This is a genomic window from Polynucleobacter yangtzensis, from assembly GCF_027924165.1.
GTDB classification, from domain to species: domain Bacteria; phylum Pseudomonadota; class Gammaproteobacteria; order Burkholderiales; family Burkholderiaceae; genus Polynucleobacter; species Polynucleobacter yangtzensis.
The window spans coordinates 249,548-268,129 of record NZ_AP026973.1; the positions used below are offsets into that span (position 1 = coordinate 249,548).

Annotated in this window: 20 protein-coding genes; 17 read left to right on the top strand and 3 right to left on the bottom strand. The window is 43.6% G+C overall.

Going from position 1 to position 18,582, the window contains the following annotated elements; genetic code table 11:
• Positions 1-64: 64 nt before the first annotated feature.
• From QMF28_RS01335 to QMF28_RS01375, 9 genes are all read left to right on the top strand, one after another.
• A complete protein-coding gene (locus tag QMF28_RS01335; protein ID WP_281743587.1) occupies positions 65-664 on the top strand; it encodes a YqgE/AlgH family protein in 600 nt (199 codons plus the stop codon).
• Positions 657-1,082, top strand: a complete 426-nt coding sequence (gene ruvX, locus QMF28_RS01340) for a Holliday junction resolvase RuvX (RefSeq protein WP_281742788.1) — start codon at positions 657-659, stop codon at positions 1,080-1,082. Before QMF28_RS01335 ends, ruvX begins: the two co-directional genes overlap by 8 nt.
• A 32-nt stretch (positions 1,083-1,114) precedes the next feature.
• The gene (pyrR, locus tag QMF28_RS01345; RefSeq protein WP_281742790.1) at positions 1,115-1,615 is read left to right on the top strand and encodes a bifunctional pyr operon transcriptional regulator/uracil phosphoribosyltransferase PyrR; all 501 of its coding nucleotides are present in this window, start codon (positions 1,115-1,117) and stop codon (positions 1,613-1,615) included.
• The gene (locus tag QMF28_RS01350) at positions 1,615-2,583 is read left to right on the top strand and encodes an aspartate carbamoyltransferase catalytic subunit (RefSeq protein WP_281742792.1); all 969 of its coding nucleotides are present in this window, start codon (positions 1,615-1,617) and stop codon (positions 2,581-2,583) included. The genes pyrR and QMF28_RS01350 overlap by 1 nt, the downstream gene beginning before the upstream one ends.
• A 38-nt stretch (positions 2,584-2,621) precedes the next feature.
• Positions 2,622-3,962 carry a glycosyltransferase family protein gene (locus tag QMF28_RS01355; RefSeq protein WP_281742793.1) on the top strand — a complete coding sequence of 447 codons (1,341 nt, stop codon included), beginning with the start codon at positions 2,622-2,624 and terminating at the stop codon, positions 3,960-3,962.
• A 6-nt stretch (positions 3,963-3,968) separates the two neighbouring features.
• Entirely contained in the window at positions 3,969-4,892 is a 924-nt protein-coding gene (locus QMF28_RS01360; RefSeq protein WP_281742795.1) for a DUF6492 family protein, read from the top strand.
• Between the two features lie 31 nt (positions 4,893-4,923).
• The gene (locus QMF28_RS01365; protein WP_281742796.1) at positions 4,924-5,718 is read left to right on the top strand and encodes a DUF5672 family protein; all 795 of its coding nucleotides are present in this window, start codon (positions 4,924-4,926) and stop codon (positions 5,716-5,718) included.
• A gap of 128 nt (positions 5,719-5,846) precedes the next feature.
• On the top strand, positions 5,847-7,064 hold the full coding sequence (locus tag QMF28_RS01370; protein WP_281742798.1) for an O-antigen ligase family protein: 1,218 nt from the start codon (positions 5,847-5,849) through the stop codon (positions 7,062-7,064).
• 13 nt (positions 7,065-7,077) lie between these two features.
• Positions 7,078-7,986: a hypothetical protein gene (locus tag QMF28_RS01375; RefSeq protein WP_281742799.1), complete on the top strand. Its 909-nt coding sequence runs from the start codon at positions 7,078-7,080 to the stop codon at positions 7,984-7,986.
• Here the strand turns inward: QMF28_RS01375 and QMF28_RS01380 are convergent.
• A complete protein-coding gene (locus QMF28_RS01380) occupies positions 7,973-8,818 on the bottom strand; it encodes a glycosyltransferase family 17 protein (RefSeq protein WP_281742800.1) in 846 nt (281 codons plus the stop codon). The genes QMF28_RS01375 and QMF28_RS01380 overlap by 14 nt on opposite strands.
• 3 nt (positions 8,819-8,821) lie before the next feature.
• Positions 8,822-9,628 (bottom strand): hypothetical protein, encoded by an 807-nt coding sequence (locus tag QMF28_RS01385; protein ID WP_281742801.1) that lies wholly within the window; start codon positions 9,626-9,628, stop codon positions 8,822-8,824.
• Positions 9,629-9,825: 197 nt separating this feature from the next.
• Here QMF28_RS01385 and rfbB point away from each other — a divergent pair, with 197 nt between their 5' ends.
• From rfbB to waaC, 5 genes are read left to right on the top strand one after another with little or no spacing between them, the layout of a single operon-like run.
• Positions 9,826-10,884 (top strand): dTDP-glucose 4,6-dehydratase, encoded by a 1,059-nt coding sequence (rfbB, locus tag QMF28_RS01390; protein WP_281742803.1) that lies wholly within the window; start codon positions 9,826-9,828, stop codon positions 10,882-10,884.
• 27 nt (positions 10,885-10,911) lie between these two features.
• A complete protein-coding gene (gene rfbD / locus QMF28_RS01395) occupies positions 10,912-11,886 on the top strand; it encodes a dTDP-4-dehydrorhamnose reductase (RefSeq protein ID WP_281742805.1) in 975 nt (324 codons plus the stop codon).
• Positions 11,887-11,927: 41 nt separating this feature from the next.
• Entirely contained in the window at positions 11,928-12,857 is a 930-nt protein-coding gene (gene rfbA, locus QMF28_RS01400; RefSeq protein WP_281742806.1) for a glucose-1-phosphate thymidylyltransferase RfbA, read from the top strand.
• The gene (rfbC, locus tag QMF28_RS01405; RefSeq protein WP_281742807.1) at positions 12,854-13,420 is read left to right on the top strand and encodes a dTDP-4-dehydrorhamnose 3,5-epimerase; all 567 of its coding nucleotides are present in this window, start codon (positions 12,854-12,856) and stop codon (positions 13,418-13,420) included. The genes rfbA and rfbC overlap by 4 nt, the downstream gene beginning before the upstream one ends.
• Positions 13,421-13,458: 38 nt before the next feature.
• Positions 13,459-14,508: a lipopolysaccharide heptosyltransferase I gene (waaC, locus tag QMF28_RS01410; protein ID WP_281742808.1), complete on the top strand. Its 1,050-nt coding sequence runs from the start codon at positions 13,459-13,461 to the stop codon at positions 14,506-14,508.
• 12 nt (positions 14,509-14,520) lie between these two features.
• Here waaC and QMF28_RS01415 read toward each other — a convergent pair whose 3' ends face one another.
• Entirely contained in the window at positions 14,521-16,146 is a 1,626-nt protein-coding gene (locus QMF28_RS01415) for a TolC family protein (protein ID WP_281742809.1), read from the bottom strand.
• A gap of 120 nt (positions 16,147-16,266) precedes the next feature.
• Here QMF28_RS01415 and QMF28_RS01420 point away from each other — a divergent pair, with 120 nt between their 5' ends.
• From QMF28_RS01420 to QMF28_RS01430, 3 genes are read left to right on the top strand one after another with little or no spacing between them, the layout of a single operon-like run.
• Positions 16,267-17,112 carry an undecaprenyl-diphosphate phosphatase gene (locus QMF28_RS01420; protein ID WP_281742810.1) on the top strand — a complete coding sequence of 282 codons (846 nt, stop codon included), beginning with the start codon at positions 16,267-16,269 and terminating at the stop codon, positions 17,110-17,112.
• Positions 17,113-17,145: 33 nt separating this feature from the next.
• Positions 17,146-17,607 carry a DUF2721 domain-containing protein gene (locus tag QMF28_RS01425; protein WP_281742812.1) on the top strand — a complete coding sequence of 154 codons (462 nt, stop codon included), beginning with the start codon at positions 17,146-17,148 and terminating at the stop codon, positions 17,605-17,607.
• Between the two features lie 39 nt (positions 17,608-17,646).
• Positions 17,647-18,582: a UDP-glucuronic acid decarboxylase family protein gene (locus QMF28_RS01430; RefSeq protein WP_281742814.1), complete on the top strand. Its 936-nt coding sequence runs from the start codon at positions 17,647-17,649 to the stop codon at positions 18,580-18,582.

Below are 18,582 nucleotides of genomic sequence, written 5' to 3' on the forward strand. Positions count from 1 at the left end.
ATTCGGTAAAATAGACCCCATGACTTCCGCTAAAAAAGCACCCCCTGCTTCAGACTTAGCGTCTATGCCGGAGTCATCCATTTCTTTCTCTGCTGATCACCTTGCTAATCAGTTCTTGGTTGCGATGCCAGGTATGGTGGACCCTAATTTTGCTGGCTCAGTCATTTATCTCTTTGAGCATACTGAGAGAGGTGCAATGGGCTTGGTTGTGAATAGGCCAACTGAAGTTAATTTAAGCACTCTTTTTGACAAAATTGATCTCAAATTAGAAATTGCCCCTTTGCTAGATCAACCGGTTTACTTTGGTGGTCCCGTTCAAGTTGAGCGTGGGTTTGTTTTGCATGAATCTAACCCCAACCTGTCTTACAGTTCATCATTAATTATTCCTGGTGGCCTAACCATGACTACCTCTAAAGATGTGCTGGAGGCGGTGGCTGGAGGTAATGGCCCACAACAGTTCCTGATGACCTTGGGCTATGCCGGCTGGGGTGCTGGTCAGCTCGAAGAGGAAATTACGCTTAATGGCTGGATCAACGTTCCACTCAATCGCGATCAAATGATGGACATCATCTTTAATACCCCCTCAAGCCAGCGCTACCAAAAGGCCATGAATCATCTTGGCTTTGATCCATCGGACCTCTCAGGAGAGGCGGGGCATGCATAAGTCCATTACAGCAATAGCATTTGATTTTGGAACGCGCCGTGTAGGCGTAGCAGTTGGTAACTCAGTAATTAAGGCGGGCGAGCCCTTAAAAACTATTGCGGCCCCAAATGCCGATGCCTTATTTAGGGATATAGAGTTGCTGTTGGCAGAGTGGCAGCCTAATCAGCTGGTGGTGGGTAGACCTACCCATCCAGATGGTTCACCTCATGAGATGACTGCTAAGGCAATTCGCTTTGGCAACCAATTACATGGCCGCTTTCAGTTGCCGGTGGCTTGGGTAGATGAGCGCTATACCTCAGCAGTTTTAGAGGGTGATGCCCAGATGCGGGACAATCTAGATGCGCATTCGGCAGCCCTTATTCTGGAGCAATACTTTTCAGAGTTAGGTGCGAATTTTGATGCTAAAGCCGCTGATTAAAAATGCAGTTTCGATACAGTGTGGATTAAAGAATGAATGCAGAAAAGTTATATGAAAAATTACTAGAGAAGCTTCGCGAGCTTAAACAAGTGAGCTCGTTTGAGCTGGTTGGACTTGCAATGGGCGGAGCTTGGATTGCTGAGCGTTTAGCTAAGGATTTAGGCTTACCGCACTATGGTGTCATTAATGCGGCTTTTCATCGGGATGATTATGCTGAGAAAGGTATGACGGCACTCCGTACCGCTAGCACCATGACAACACATCTACCATTTGATGTTAATGGCTCCAATGTGATTTTGATTGATGATGTTCTTTTGACCGGCAGAACGGTTAGAGCTGCTCTAAATGAATTGTTTGATTTTGGTAGGCCGGCGCAAGTGGAGTTAATGGTATTGGCTGATCGCGGTAGCCGAGAGCTTCCAGTAAGCGCTAACTTTGCTGGTGAAATAGTAAGCGTGCCAGATCATCAAATTTTGGCTTTAGAAAAAGATACGACTGGGAAATTCAGTTTCGTACTAGAGGAGCGCGAGTAATGAGTTCGATATATCAACCAGCCAACCAATTTAATGCTGCCGGTGAACTCACGCATCTATTGACCTTGGAGGGCCTCCCTAAAGAGCGGATCGTCCATATTCTGGATACTGCACAGCAGTTTGTAAGCGTTACCGATCCATCGCGTGAGGTAAAGAAGGTTCCATTATTAAGAGGTAAGAGTGTGTTTAACCTCTTCTTCGAAAACTCTACGCGCACAAGAACAACCTTTGAAATTGCTGCAAAGCGTTTATCAGCAGATGTGATTAATTTAGATATTTCTACGTCATCTACAGCTAAAGGTGAAAGCCTTTTAGATACTATCGATAACTTGGTGGCAATGCAGGCGGATATTTTTGTTGTGCGTCATGGGGTATCTAGAGCCCCCATCGAAATAGCCAATCATGTGCCGGCACATGTGCACGTTGTAAATGCAGGTGATGGTAGTCATCAACATCCGACGCAGGGTTTGTTGGATATGTATACGATGCGTCACTTCAAACAAAACTTTAAAGGTTTGAAGGTCGCGATTGTGGGCGACATTGTGCATAGTCGTGTAGCAAAGTCGAATATTCATGCGTTGACCACCTTAGGTTGTGAAGATATCCGCGCTATTGGTCCTGAGAGTTTGCTGCCAAGTGATTTAGATATGTTGGGAGTTAAGGTTTTCCATAGCATGGAAGAAGGCCTAAAGGATGTGGATGTCATCATGACACTGCGCATTCAAAAGGAGCGCATGGAGGCTGGCCAGGTTCCTGAGGGCGATGCATTCTTTAAACAGTACGGCTTAACGCCAGCTCGATTGGCCTTAGCTAAGCCTGATGCCATCGTGATGCACCCTGGTCCGATGAATCGTGGTGTGGAGATCGATTCAGTAGTGGCTGATGGGCCGCAATCGGTAATCTTGAATCAAGTTACCTTTGGTATTGCAGTGCGCATGGCTGTGATGTCGATTGTTGCTGGTAACTAATTAGTCCTGTTGAATTGCGCGAGACTGACTCAAATACGATGACGACAGAAAAACGTTGGCTCATTCTGTCGCATGGTTTCAACATGGATGGTCGTGCAGCGAGTCAAACCATCACCGATAAAATTCCGTATCTACTTGATGCTGGAATTAAGCCTATCGTGTTTAGCGCTATTACTGGTATTAAAGATCAGCGTTTTCCTCATCGTCAATTTTTAGCCTGGGGCCCAGCGGCATTTCGGTTTGACTTTAGACACTGGATTGCAAATCAATATGGTCGCGGACTTTTATACAAAGTATTGACCAGAACTGTATCGATTTTGTTGGCACCATTAATTGCCTTGGAGAAGTTGTTTCTTGGTTACTCTAGTCAATGGTCATGGGCGATACCTGCATTTATTCATGGACGCAAATTAATTCGATCAGGGCAGGTCGATCTGGTTTACAGTACCGGCGGCGCCTGGTCTGCCCATCTTGCTGGCCTGTGGCTTAAGAAATCTACCGGTATCAAGTGGATTGCCGAGATACATGATCCGATGGTGATTCGCAAGAGTCCGGCGGATGATGGTGCCGATAAGCCACGCAATCGTGATGCGCAGTTTCGGCAATATCTTGAAAAACAGATTATTCGGTTTTCAGACTTTGCATGGTGGTTTACTGAAGGCGCTGTTCACTACGCTAAAGTGCGCAATACCAATTTAAATATCCCAGGTAATGCACATGGCTTTATGGTTTTGCCTGGCGCAAATCCACCAGGCGGACTATCTAAAGAAGTGACGCATCAATATTCTGACAAGTTAAATCTTTGTCATTTTGGCTCTCTGGCAAAAGATCGTTCGCTTTCGACAATTTTGAACGCAGTTCAAGCGCTACTAAAAAAATATCCTCAGGCGCGTCAGCAGATTCGAGTACATGCTTATGGTGCTCCTTTGGATGTGCTTACCGTTGAATCAATCAACGATTTTGGTTTTGATGATTTGCTGCTTGCTCATGGTCGGCTAGAAAAAGATCCAGTAACGGGTAAATCAGGACGTGAGCGCGTAGTTGAAAAGATGCAAGAAGCCGATGTATTGATTCTGCTGCATGGCAATGATGAGTGGTGCGCCGAATACATCCCATCCAAGTTTTATGAATACCTTTGGGCTGATCGACCTATTTGGGGTATTACCCACCGCAATACACAGTTAGATGGGATGTTATTAGAGCGTGGAGCCTATTTAAGTCATGAGGGTGATTTAGAGGGCATTAATATGGCTTTAGAGCGTATATGGCTAGATTGGGAGCAAAAGTGCTTATCAGCACCAACCGGAAAACCCATAGGCGTAAAGCAAGCGGTAGATACAATCCTAAGTGTTGTGAACCAAACCCACTTTAATCTTTAGATAACCATGCCGAATATCGTTCTATATTGCTGCACCTTTCGTAAGGACTTGAAGAGAACAGTCAAGCTTGCGCAAAGCATCCAAAAGCACAACAAAGGCAATATTCCGTTTTACATCTCCGTTCCTGCGGATGATGTGGAGTTATTTAAGGAATATCTTAAAGATTACGAAGTCATTATTTTTGATGAGAAAGATATCTTTAAGGCTAATCCAAAATTAGATATTCAGAAGTTATATGAAATTCGGGGCGGCTTAAGACAACAGGTCATTAAGTCTGAGTTCTGGAGATTGGGTATTTCTGAGAATTACTTGGTACTAGACTCAGACTGCATCTTCATTCGCGATTTTGATGAAAATGATTTCATCGCCAAAGATAATATTCCGTACTCAGTGATCCACGAAGGGCGCGATGTGCTTCAGGCGACTGAGCGTTTTGGCCCTAAAAAAATCCGCCAGCATTTTTTAGCGGATCGTGAGCCAATTAAGGCTGCTTTGGGTCGTAAGGGTGTTACTTATGACTTTGGCTATGCCCCATTTCTCTGGAGTGGAAAAGTTTGGGAATCTCTGGATACGAACTATCTGACTCCAAACGGCATGAATTTCCTGGACGCAGTATTGCTCTGCGGCTCAGAATTTACGTGGTACGGCGAGTCATTGATTAACTTCCGCGCTATCCCGATCTATCCGCGCGAGCAGTTGTTTATGCACTACCACTATGAGCATCAGTTATGGGCCCATCAAGTCTTAGGCCTTAAAGAAGAATTACTAGCTCACGATTATTTGGGCGTAGTGTATCAGTCTAATTGGGAAAGCTGGGGGGATTACGGCCCCTCAAATAAGAGTATTCCATCCAGAGTATGGAGATCCATAAAGCGAGTTCTGAAGAAAACCCAATTCAAGCTCTCTGTATTGCGTGGATTTGTGAATTAAGCGCTAGCTGCATAAACACACTACAAAAGCAATGCTCAACTTAAACAATGTCACTCTGCTCTGCGTTGAAACACGCGAGCCTGAGTTGGCGCATTGGGCAATCGACAAATGCTTAAGTGGTACCCAATTTGCCAAGGTAGTTCTGATCACCAATTTGGATCGCGTTAGCAATAAAAGAGCTGATATTGAGTATGTTCAAGCGCCTCCGATTAAGACAACTAAAGACTATTCAGAGCTTTTATTAACGGGGTTGGATCAGCACGTTCAAGGCTCTCACGTGCTGGTGATTCAGTGGGATAGCTTTGTTATACATCCTGAATTGTGGACAAACTCTTTTTTGACGTATGACTATATTGGAGCTGTTTGGCCGCACCATCCAACGACTGCAGTGGGTAACGGCGGATTTTCTTTGCGCTCAGTGAAGCTACTACAAGCCATGAAGAAACCGGGCTTTGTGAAGAGACATCCTGAGGACTACTGTATTTGCGTGGATAACAAAGAGTTTCTAACGCAAGAGTGCGGAATTCGAATTGCGCCAACAGGAGTTGCAGAGCAATTTGCGGTGGAGCGTTCCCCATGGCACCCCGCATTTGGATTTCATGGATTCTTTAATTTCGGTCACGTCTTAAGCGATGCTGAATTAACGGCTTTCATCAAAATGCTACCTGAGAATTACTTAAGCGGCCTAGATGTCTATGACTTAATCTCCTATCTCAGGCAAGAGGGTAGGTTGGAGATGGCAAAAAAAATTGCCACTAAAGTTCGCTTCAAATGGAAAATGCGTAAGCGTTATTTGGCATTAAAACTTTGGCTATTCAAAAGCTAATGAAGCTTAGCAACAAACTTCTATCCAATATTTCTGTAGCAAGTGTTTGCACATTACTGTGGATCTGGGTTTTGCCTGGAACTATTGCCTTACGTCATGGCTTGCTAGGAATTGGCTGCATTGCCGGTGTGCTATTGATTAAAGAAAATTGGTCTAAGTTATCGAGTGCAAAACTTAATCTCATCCCTCTTTATCTGATTTCATCTCTTTTTGTGTGGGTTGGAATTCACTACCTCTTCTTCTCATTAAATCCAGCGCTTGAGCTGAGTGAGATTAAGGGCTTATGGGCGAGATCTTTTGCGGGCTGCATTATGGCTATCGGCTTTGGGCTTGCTCTATGTCAACATAATCAACTGCGTAAATATTTCTATATCAGCATCTTTGCTGTGCCGCTCTTAAATTTAATTGTTTATGTAATTGCGTGTATCCAAGCTGGAGGCTTGGTTAAGCCGATGGATTTTTTTCAGTTTTATTTCGCCAAAATTGAAACTGCCTATTTTGGCGCGATAGCCACAGTAGTTGCCATAGCCAATCTTATCTATTTATTGTTTGGTCAGAAGCGCAGTAATGCTTATTTTCAAGCGGCACTTTATTTCTTGGGAATAGCGCTTGTCCTTCTTTCAGATTTTGTTGCAAACACCAAGAATGGGATTGCTATTACCTTAAGCCTTTGTATATTGTTTTTACTTGTTATTTTGGGCAAGGTACTTTTTGGGTCAAAGGGCTCGAAAATAAGTGCAGGTATTTTGTGGGTCTTAATGTTGTTGATGCTCGCATTTGCATGGCAAGGCCACAAATCGTTTGCTTATAAAGGTTGGGATACGATTTTTGAGGATGTTAAGGTAGCTATAGAGATTGATAAAAATACCCAGTGGCAGCGTAAAGAGGGGACAGTAGAGCCCCCGCTGAATTCATTAAATTTACCAGCGTCTCTTAATACATATTCCCGCTTTGCGTATGGCATCGTTGGCATTCGTTTAATTGGTAACCACCCTTTTGGCTATGGATCGATTAATCAATCTTTCAATGGCCTGCAAACTTATGAAAATATCTATCATGAACATGAAGGACAAGTGCATAGCGGCTGGATTGATTTTGGATTAGCCTTTGGCCTTCCTGGCTTATCCATAATATTTTTATCTTTAGTGGCAATCTTCTTTATTGGGCTAAAACAAAAAAGTATTCTCTCTCTAATTGCGGTGCTTTTTTCAATCATGCTGATCCCATTCGGACTCATTGCAGAAATATCGTATAAGCAGTATTTTGAGGCAACCCTATTCTTTATTACCTTCTCTTCTACTATCGTGGCTTTTGTTGGGGTTCAGAAGTCTGACCAGAAGCTTTAGTTATTACACACTCATGTCATCAGATCACAATATCCCAGCAAAACTAGTAATTGCAGTTTGCTGCCACTTTAATGAAGTGAGACTCTCATATTTAGATCAGATTAGTAATCAATTTGCCAGTCTTGGATCCGAGGTATTGGTGGTTATTGTTACCAACACTTCCAATGCAGAAGAAATAAAAAAACTCGAATCCGTTATTGCCGGCAAAGGGTTTAATTACCAATTCTTTGTTCCCGATACATTGGGTCATCCCTTGTTGTTAACTTGGGCTCACTTCCCTGTATTTAAAGGTCTCCTAAAGGATGAGTCTTTTACTCACTTTATGTACTTGGAGGATGACACTCTCATTACTCGTGAAAATATGAGCTATTGGATTGAGAGTAGAGAATTACTCAGACCCTATGGCTTAATTCCATCGTTTATGCGTGTTGAGAAGAAGGCAAACGATGATCGTTGGTATAGCTCAGATTGTCCACACCCGTTTTATATCTATGCTTTACCTAGAATTGAGGTGAGTAAAAATTTTGGCTTCGTTAATTTCCCGGAGTTGTACCAAGGGATGTATTTATTAGATCGGGAGCTAATGATTGAGCACTTGAGTGGCTCAACCTATAGTCCGAATTCTGGAGTGTGGGGTATTCAGGAGAAAGCGGCGCAGGGGCTTACTTTTGCGAACGTACCCAAAGGCTATACCACTCGAAATCTCATTCCTTACAAGATCGATAGCCTACAAATTGATGGGCGATGCTTGATTCACCATGTACCAAACAACTATGCTCAGCCAGGACCCAATGGAAAGATTGTGATTACATCTCCAGTCGATCAATTATTGACAAGACGGCCCACTAAACAATTTCTGGCGCCCAAAAATCTCAGAAAATTTTTGCGCAAGTACCTAAGACAAAGGTTTAAACGCAATTAGGTAGGTATTTTGCTAAGGGCGTGACCACAGCTGCTGGAATCTTATGGCGCTCTTTATCACTTAACTTGGTTTGTCGATCGTAGAGATCTAGTCCAGACAATATTTTCTGGCTAATTTCATCTTTTGATAGTGTTTTGAACTGACTTAAGTTTTCTACATCGCTAATGGCCAAAATTTTATTGAGTATCTTTTCTTCATCCATGAAGTAGGAAAAATGCCAGCCGCCTGAAGAGATATGCTCAAAATCGTTTTTCCCACTTCTAAATCGATGTGGGAGATATTTTCTAAATGTACCCAATGAAGTCATAACCGAGCCATAGAATTTTTCATCCGGGGCCGCATTATTGAGGTTGTAGTAATAGAAGGTTTGATCTAGGCTATAAGCATGTGGCTCGAGATTGTTTCGATTACTAGATTGCAATGCCTTAATGCCCTCATGAATTGCCGCTTCACTAGGGAACTCATCCAGGTCGCTAAATATGACAATGTCATTTGAGTTAAATGGCTTTAAAGGGGTCAGCGTCGAGTTTCTTTGGGCATCCTGAATTTTCCAAAAATAGCGAGTCATGCGATTACGGTATTTGAATCTTTTAAATAACCAGGGAATCGAATTGAGATTGAGATGTTCGCGGTGATAAATAATCTTATCGGCAAAGGGCAGTGTATTGACAAGCTCTTGGCTTAATAGGAACTCCTTTGACCGTCCCGAAAAGTCTACGTTGGCTTCAGAGATGATGAAGTGATCAACAAAAGGTCCCATGTACTCAAGACGGGCTTTGAGTAAGTCGAGCTCGTTATAAAACAAAAAAACGTCTAGTAGCTTAGGCTGCATTATTTAAGAAAGTGATTTAGCTTTACTTGGGTAAGTCTGCGGTGGTAAAGAAAAGCGAACTTCATCACCCTTCTTTAGATAGGCCTGTTCTAGATGAAGCGCTAAACCCGGAATGCTAATGCCTAGGTAGCGCTTAGGCTTGGACCAGAACTGTAGGCGGCGCGGTATTTGCTTGATATATCTTGATTTAGCCATCATCGGTTGCTTGGTGATGACACAGAAGTTATCAAAATCAAAATCTTTCTTTGCTGTTTTGGTGATAGACCAAATATCAGCATCTGCTTTTAATGTTTTGCCTGTTACTGCAAAGGTCATGGTGGTGGAATTGGAAGTGCGCCACCATTGCGTGGGACCGCAAACTACTTCTGTTGATTCAGAGTATTGGTTACGTTTGGCGTATGGGTTGATGGGGCCATGATGGAATTTGTATTTATCCGGATGATCGTAGAGCGTGACATAGTCAAAATAATTTAAACCCTCCTCCAGAGCGCTTGGCGCCTCTGGAAGATGTAGATAGTCATCTTCGATAAAGTAAAAGATGTCATCGTCTTTAGCTGACTCTAGGGCTATTTCATAAAGCTTCCAGAAAGAGCCCGGGTTACCTAATTTTGTCTCAATCAGTTGGTCAAACTGATAATGAGTTTTTAGATGCTCAATTAATGCCTCGTCACAATTATCGGCAACGCAAATGAATTTCCAGCCACTAAAGGTTTCGGTAAGATTCTTTAGGGAGTCGTATTTATTGACACCATCAACCTTGACCTTGGGGTAGCCTTTGCTGCTGATTCGAAAAAGGACAATTTTTTGCATGAAGTGTAATAACTCTTTTACCGATTTAAAAGGGCGATCTTAGGCGGCATTAGATTGCTATTTACCCGAATCTCATCCATAAGCATGATTTTTAGAAAGACTTTCTGAAAACTTTATAATCTAACTACTGATATACATGTAGATTATTGATCATAATCTACAAGAGAAGGTGGCAAGTAAAGATAAATGGAAATTTTATGATTCTCGTAACTGGTGGTGCTGGCTTCATTGGTGGTAATTTTGTCCTGGATTGGCTTAAGGTTCCGGGCAATGAAGGCGTAATTAATCTTGATAAATTAACCTATGCAGGTAACTTGGCCACCCTTGAGTCCCTCAAGAAGGATTCCCGCCATATATTTGTTCATGGCGATATTGGCGACAAAGAATTAGTAACTAAGTTATTAAAAGAGCATAAGCCGCGTGCAATAGTCAATTTTGCTGCCGAAAGCCATGTGGATCGATCCATTCATGGGCCTGCAGATTTCGTGGAAACAAACATTGTTGGCACATTCAATTTATTAGAGTGTGCTCGCGAGTATTGGAATGCTCTCGAAGGCAAAGCTAAGCAAGAGTTTCGCTTTCACCATGTATCAACTGATGAAGTGTACGGCTCCTTATCTTCGACTGATCCTGCTTTCACCGAAACCAATCCTTACGAGCCTAATAGTCCTTACTCGGCTTCAAAGGCTGCTTCAGATCATTTAGTGCGCGCTTGGTTTCATACCTATGGATTTCCGGTAGTGACAACCAACTGCTCGAATAACTATGGTCCATATCACTTCCCGGAAAAATTAATTCCGCTGGTGATCTTGAATGCCTTAAATAGTAAGCCTTTGCCAATTTATGGCGATGGTCAGCAGATTCGTGATTGGCTCTATGTGGGCGATCATTGCTCCGCCATTCGTGAAGTATTGGCTAAGGGTAAATTAGGTGAGACATACAACATCGGTGGCTGGAATGAAAAAGCCAATATCGATGTTGTGAAAACCATCTGCAGCATTCTGGATGAGCTCAAGCCTCGTGCAGACGGAAAGCCCTACGTGGATCAAATTACCTTCGTAAAAGACCGCCCAGGACATGACCGTCGCTATGCAATTGATGCTAGCAAGGTTGAGCGCGAGTTAGGCTGGCGGCCAGCCGAGACCTTTGATACCGGTATTCGTAAAACGGTGCAATGGTATCTAGACAACCCAGTTTGGATTGATGGAGTGGTTAGCGGTTCTTATCGTGACTGGTTACAAAAGCAATATAACTAACAATAAATAATTAAATTCAATAGCCGCGTGAATATTTTAGTTTTCGGAAAAGATGGCCAACTGGGTAAAGCATTTTCTGCTTTACTTGGGCAGCCTTCTGTTTTTGCTAACGCGCAGATAACTTACCTTGGTAGAGTTGAGTGCGATCTTAGTAATGAGGCTAATGTGCATGCGCATCTCAATGCGGCAAAACCGAATCTGATTATTAATGCCTCTGCTTATACAGCAGTGGATAAAGCAGAAACTGAAGTTGATTTGGCTTTCGCAGTAAATGCAAAGGCCCCAGAAATCATGGCGCGCTATGCCGCAGAAAACGATGCCACTTTTCTGCACTACTCAACAGATTATGTATTTGATGGCAGTAAAGACGGTTTCTATCTAGAGGGTGATGCTCGTAACCCATTAGGTATTTACGGAAAAAGTAAGGCTGCCGGTGAGGAAGCAATAGAAGGGGTATTCGCAAATTCATCTAAGGGTCAATTTGCTATTTTTAGAACCAGCTGGGTTTATGGTGATGGCAGTAATTTCATTCGCACGATGTTGCGCTTGGCAAAAGATCGTGAAGAATTAAAAGTCATTCATGATCAGCATGGTGTGCCCACTAGTGCGGAATGGCTTGCTCAGATCAGCCTAGACTTGGTGTTAGATCATCAAGGGAGACTAAAGCAGTTTCCATCGGGTATTTATCACGCCGTACCAGCAGGTGAGACCACCTGGCATGGTCTGGCCTCTTTTGCCGTTCAGGTGGCTCTAAATGCAGGTGTTGAGCTCAAAGCAAGGCCTGCGGCTATCAAACCTATTCTGGCTGTCGAATACCCATTGCCAGCACCAAGGCCAATGAATTCCCGTATGGATAGCGCTAAATTGCGTTTTGCCCTCCAAAATGGGTCTTCAAAAGCTTCAAACTCTTATAATGAACCCCAAAATATGCCAAATTTCCCAGCCTGGGATGGCATGGTTCAAGAATATGTATCCAAGTTGGCCTCGAAAGGTTTGATTTAAAACCTCTTAGGCGGCTTGAAATGCTGAAATAGGGGTTTTAAATGGCTGTAAATCGCAAAGGCATTATCTTAGCTGGCGGGTCTGGTACTCGTCTCTATCCAGTAACTCAGGCAGTTTCAAAGCAGTTAATGCCGGTCTACGATAAGCCAATGGTGTATTACCCATTAAGCACTTTAATGTTGGCTGGTATTCGTGACATTCTCTTGATTTCCACCCCGCAAGATACGCCCCGCTTCTCAGAGTTATTGGGCGATGGTTCGCAGTGGGGTCTCAATATTGAGTATTGCGTGCAGCCCTCACCAGATGGTTTAGCGCAAGCCTTTACGCTAGGCAAAAACTTTGTTGGAAATAATCCAAGTGCATTGGTACTTGGCGACAATATTTTTTATGGCCATGAATTAGTAGATCAACTCAACAGTGCAAATGATCGTACTGTTGGTGCATCGGTATTTGCATATCACGTCAACGATCCAGAGCGTTACGGTGTTGTGGAATTTGATAAAGATTACAAAGCATCGTCAATTGAAGAGAAGCCCTTAATGCCGCGTAGTAGCTATGCAGTGACGGGTTTATATTTCTATGACAATCAGGTTTGTGATATCGCTGCCTCGATTAAGCCTAGTGCCCGTGGCGAACTCGAGATCACGGATGTGAATCGTGTGTATCTTGAAAAGAATGAACTCAATGTTGAGATCATGGGCCGAGGATTTGCTTGGCTCGACACAGGCACTCATGATTCATTGCTTGATGCCGCAGGTTTTATTGCTACCCTACAAAAGCGCCAAGGCCTTATGGTGGCATGCCCCGAAGAGATTGCCTACCGTCAAGGTTGGATCAGTGCGGATGCGGTTCAAAAGGTAGCCAATCAGCTTAGTAAAAATAGTTATGGCCAGTATTTAGGCAAGATTTTGAAAGAGCTCAATAGCTCGGCCCAACCCATTTCACTTTCTGCGAAGAAGGCTGCTAAATGAGTGCCCCTTCTAAGTTGCAGTTATCGCCTACTGCAATCCATGATGTTTTTATTGTGGAGCCAAAGGTATTCGGCGATGAACGTGGTTGGTTTACCGAGTCATTCAATGCGGAAGACTTTGCAAAAGCGACTGGACTTGATGTTCAGTTTGTACAAGACAATCATTCATTTTCTCGTCAATGGACTTTGCGTGGCTTGCATTATCAGATGGAGAAGACTCAGGGTAAATTAGTGCGAGTCGTTGCTGGTAGCGTATTTGATGTGGCAGTAGATATTCGTAAAGATTCACCTACCTATGGCAAGTGGGTTGGGGTTGAATTGAGCGCAGAAAACCATAAGCAACTCTGGATTCCGGCGCAATTAGCCCATGGCTTTTTAGTCTTATCTCCAACGGCCGAGTTCCTTTATAAAACTACGGATTACTACCATCCGCAAAGCGAGGCTTGTCTTGCTTGGAACGATCCAACAGTCGGAATTGAATGGCCGTTACCTAGCGGTGTTCAGCCGAATATGAATGCTAAGGATGCGGCTGGCCAGTTATGGGATGCGGCCCCCAAGCTCTAAACATCTGGTTTAGTTGTAAAAGATAAGATAATGCTCGTATGAGCAATGCATCGGCCCAACTCAAAAAACCCAAGATCTTATTGGTCAAGCTCTCCTCTTTAGGGGATGTTTTGCATAATCTGCCGATTGTTTGGGATCTACGGGCGCGTTTACCAGAGGCGCAAATTGATTGGGTGGTTGAAGAGGGGTATGTTCATCTGCTGACCCCGTTGTTATCAAAGGATGGATTTAAAGGAATTGACCGCATCATTCCCTTTGGCTTGCGTCGCTGGAAAAAGAACTTATTTAAGCTATCTACTTGGCAGCAATTTTTTGCGTTCAAGAAAGAGCTTCAAGCCGTTTCTTATGATGTCATTATTGAGACTCAGGGCTTACTCAAATCAGCCATTGTTTGCTCATTGGCCAAAAAGTCTTCTAATGCAGTGATTGCAGGTCTTGCCAATGCAACCGAATTTTCTGGTTACGAGCCCATCGCAAGATCTTTTTACAACCAGTCAGTGCAAGTTCCTTTTCAGTGTCATGCGGTTGATCGCTCACGCTGGGTTACGTGCTCAGCTTTGAATTGGAGTTTGATCGATCGCAAAAATGCTCCCCAGTTTTTCCCAGAAACTTACGTTAATTCCTTGGGGAAAGCTTCAGTAGGCCTTAATGAATTAAAGTCACCCTATATCTTGTGTTTTCATTCAACTGCTAGAGAGGCTAAGCGTTGGCCTAATGCAGACTGGATTGCTCTAGGTAAGGAGTTATCTAGTCGCGGCTATCAAATGGTTCTTCCTTGGGGTAATGTAGCCGAGCAATCAGTTAGTAGAGAAATCGCTGCACAAATTCCGAATGCGTTAGTTCCACCAGCATTTTCAATTGAGGATGCTTTCGGTGTGATTGCCGGCGCGGTATTAATAGTAGGTGTTGATACGGGTCTAACGCACTTAGCGGCAGTGCTAAACAAGCCTACAGTTGAAATTTATTGTGATTCCCCGCTGTGGAAAACCGAAGGGTATTGGTCTAAGAATATTCGTAATGTTGGAGATATTCAAAAGCCTCCGACAGTAGAGCAAGTTCTTCAGGCCGCTTCTGAATTACTGCCTTAATTGATTCTTGAGTTAACGCAGTAAGGCGTTAATAGCGACTAAGTCTTCATCTGTTAATGCAGCTGCATGAGCCTTCAGCTTGATTGCATTGAGAATAGTATTGTAGCGTGCTTGCTGCAATAACGAACGCGTATTAATTAATGAATCCAATGCAATCAATACATCGATATTAATTAAGGTTCCAACCTGAAAGCCAAGCTTGCTTGACTCAAGGGCTGATGAGGTGGAACGCTCTGCTGCTTCATAAGCTTTCACACTAGCTAATCCACCGTAGAAACCAGTGAACGCAGCGCGCGTGTTTTGAGCTGCCGTACGTCTGGAGTTGTCGTAGTTTGCCTTGGCGGCATCAACTAGGGCAGCATTTTGACGAATGACTGAACTGTTATATCCGCCTGATACCAATGGAATCGTCATTTGTAGTGCCACTGTGTTGTTATACACATTGGTGTTAGCAGGCGTGTAGTTGTTGGGCGTTCCGTTTGAAGTGTTGTAACCGCTTGTGCCCACTAAATTGATGGTTGGATAATTTAAAGCTTGTGCGCCACGATAGGTGCTCTCCGCAAGATTTACAGAGAGTTGACCGGCCAGCACATTGAAGTTCGCAGCCTCAGCTTGATTTATCCAATCATCTAAAGTTTGACCCGGTGGCAAATGCGGATTAACGCTATCAGCAATCGGATTACCTTTTGCATCTTTAGATTTGCTGCGTGGATCTCTTAATACACCTTCAATCTTGGCGTCTTTCACTAGAGGCTTTAATGCGCCTACGGGGCGACCTACGATTTGTTCCAGAACACCGCGCTTCACAATAAGGTCTGCTTGTGCGGTGATTTCTTGTGAGGTTGCTAAATCCATTGCTGCTTGTGCAGTATTCACATCCACGATCGTTGCTAAGCCGGCATCAAATTTTGCTTGTGCAACTTCTAGCTGTTGTTTGATTAAATCTTTTTTATTTTTATATAGCGCAACATTATCCTGACTAGTCAGCGCATCAAAGTAGGCCTGAGATACACGCAAGATCAGATCTTGCTGCGCCAAGAAAAAACGCATATCTGCTAATTTGGTATTGAGATCACCTTGCTTGAATAACTCTAGTGCGCCAACGTTAAATACGGGCTGCGTTAAGGTAACCGTATAACTCTTTTGATCAAAGACACGTGAGTTACCAGCATTATTCGAGACTACAGTGCTGCCGGTGCCGTGTTGGTAGTAGCGTGTGCCTCCAGGTGTGGCATTAGCCTGCGGCATGAGCAAGGAGAAACCTTGCCAATAGAGCTCTTTACTGGCTTGGTAGTTAAAACGCGCCGCTGTTAAAACGGGGTCACTAAATGCAGCTTCTTGATAAAGCTGAATCAAATCATTTAATTGACCCTTGTTATCGCTAGCTTTGCTTCCATTTAAATTGGACGGAGCTGAAATAGCCGGAAATGCTGGCTTAGTCGGTGGTGGGGCTACCTGGGGTGGCTGCTCTAGGCCAATCAGGGTTGAGGCGCTCATTGGGGTCGGTAGAGCAGGCCTTGGAGCTGCGTTAGGGCTTTGAGCCATGACATTGCCAGACCATGCATTCCAGCCGAGCGCTTGACTAAGGATCAAACCAAAGGTGGTAAGTCGAGAAAGTCTAAAGCGGCTTGGGGTCATGGAATTCAGATACTTTTCAATGTGCCATGCAGTTTAAGGCCAATTTATTCAAATTGCTCATTTAGGCACTATTTTGCCAAAACCTCTAGATCGCTTCTCTATACCTATAAAATTTAGCCTATGGATCTAATTTTGTTACTAAAAGCAGTCATTCTGGGAGTGGTGGAGGGATTAACGGAGTTTTTGCCGATCTCTAGTACTGGGCATCTGATTTTGGTTGGCGATTTGCTCGACTTTAATGATGAGCGCGGTAAGGCATTTGAAGTCATTATTCAGTTTGGCGCAATTCTGGCAGTGTGCTGGGAGTTCCGAGAAAAGCTTCTAAAGGTTGCCACTTCTTTTTCAGGTAGCTCTGCGTCTCGTCGTTTTGTTTTGAATCTGCTGATCGCCTCTATTCCTGCAATGGGCTTAGCTTTTCTATTTGGCAAATACATCAAGGCAGTACTTTTCGCCCCCATCCCAGTAGCGAGTGCTTTTATTATTGGCGCACTCATTATTTTTTGGGCTGAGCGTCGTCAGCAAAATCTCACAGATGTTTCTGTACGTATTCAGTCGGTGGATGATTTGAGTCCATTAGATGCACTCAAGGTTGGATTGGCACAATGTGCCGCTCTGATACCCGGAACATCACGATCTGGGGCAACGATTATTGGTGGCATGTTATTTGGCCTACCTCGCGCTGTTGCTACTGAGTTTTCTTTCTTTTTGGCTATCCCAGTAATTGGTGGTGCTACCGCTTATGAGTTATTGAAGTTGTGGAAGAATCCTGTAGCCTTTTCTGGTGAATTTACTCTTGCTATTGTGGTGGGTTTTATTGCAGCCTTTATCTCTGCTTTTGTTTGCGTGCGCTGGTTGATTCATTACGTAGCACACCATAACTTCATTCCATTTGCTTGGTATCGAATCGCGTTTGGATTATTAGTTTTATTTACTTCTTATACCGGCTTAATTGCTTGGTCTCATTAACATCTTAAGCGACTGAAAGATCAGGAAATTCTCATGGATGCATCAATAGACGCAATTACTAACAATATTCAACTGGCATTAGCCCCTGTTTTTTTATTGACCGCAGTTGCTACCTTGATTAATGCCATTTCAGGACGACTTGCTCGGTCAGTTGATCGTATGCGTGAGATTCGTCAGGCTATTGATAAGGGTTTAGTAAAGGATGCTGTCTTGTTGCGCCACATGAATAAAGAGGCTGATGAGGCTAAGATTCGTGGTCGTCTTTGTACTGCTGCTATCTTTTTTGACGTTCTGAGTGGCGTATTTATTTCTCTCACTGTTCTTGAGTTGTTCTTTTTTCAAGCTGGCGCAGTTCGTTCATTACAAACGATGTATGTAATTTGGACTTTTGTATTGGGATTAATCTTTTTTATGACTTCGCTCTCAATTGTTCTAGCTGAGATTGTTTACGCTTATCGTTCCGCAGGATGGAATAACCCTAAATTAGATGAATAGCTAATTTAGTTAAACATTACTTTTTATAAAAGATTGGCTATGAATAAAATTCTCATCACCGGCGGCGCAGGTTTTCTAGGTTCTCATCTGACTGAGAAACTCCTCAAAGAGGGTAATGATGTATTGGTGGTAGATAACTATTTCACAGGTACTAAAGAGAATTTAGCGCACTTATTACCAAATTCTCGTTTAGAGCTCATGCGTCATGACGTGACTTTTCCACTTTATGTAGAAACCAATCAGATCTATAACTTGGCTTGCCCCGCATCACCGGTGCATTACCAATATGACCCCGTGCAAACAACCAAGACCAGCGTGCATGGCGCCATTAATATGCTGGGCTTGGCTAAACGCACTAGAGCTCGCATCTTGCAAGCATCCACCAGTGAGGTTTACGGTGACCCTGAAGTGCATCCTCAGCCTGAAGCTTATTGGGGCAAGGTTAATCCTATTGGTATTCGGTCATGCTATGACGAAGGTAAGCGCTGTGCTGAAACCCTCTTTTTTGACTACAACCGTCAGCACAACTTAGATATTAAGGTTGTACGTATCTTCAATACCTATGGCCCGCGCATGCATCCAAATGATGGGCGAGTAGTCAGCAACTTTATCGTGCAAGCCTTGCAAGGTAAAGACATCACTATCTATGGCGATGGTCAGCAAACTCGAAGCTTTTGCTATGTCGACGACTTGATCGACGCTATGGTCAAAATGATGAACTCCGAAGAGGGCTTTACTGGCCCAGTCAATATTGGCAACCCTGGCGAGTTCACTATGCTCCAATTGGCTGAAACGATTCTCAAGCTCTCAGGCAGTAAATCAAAGATCATTCATCAACCATTGCCATCAGATGATCCAAAGCAGCGTCAGCCTAATATCGAATTAGCTAAAGCTAAGCTGGGCTGGCAACCTAAGGTCAATTTAGAGGATGGTCTCAAAGAGACGATTGCGTACTTTAAGAAGGTAGTGGGGTAA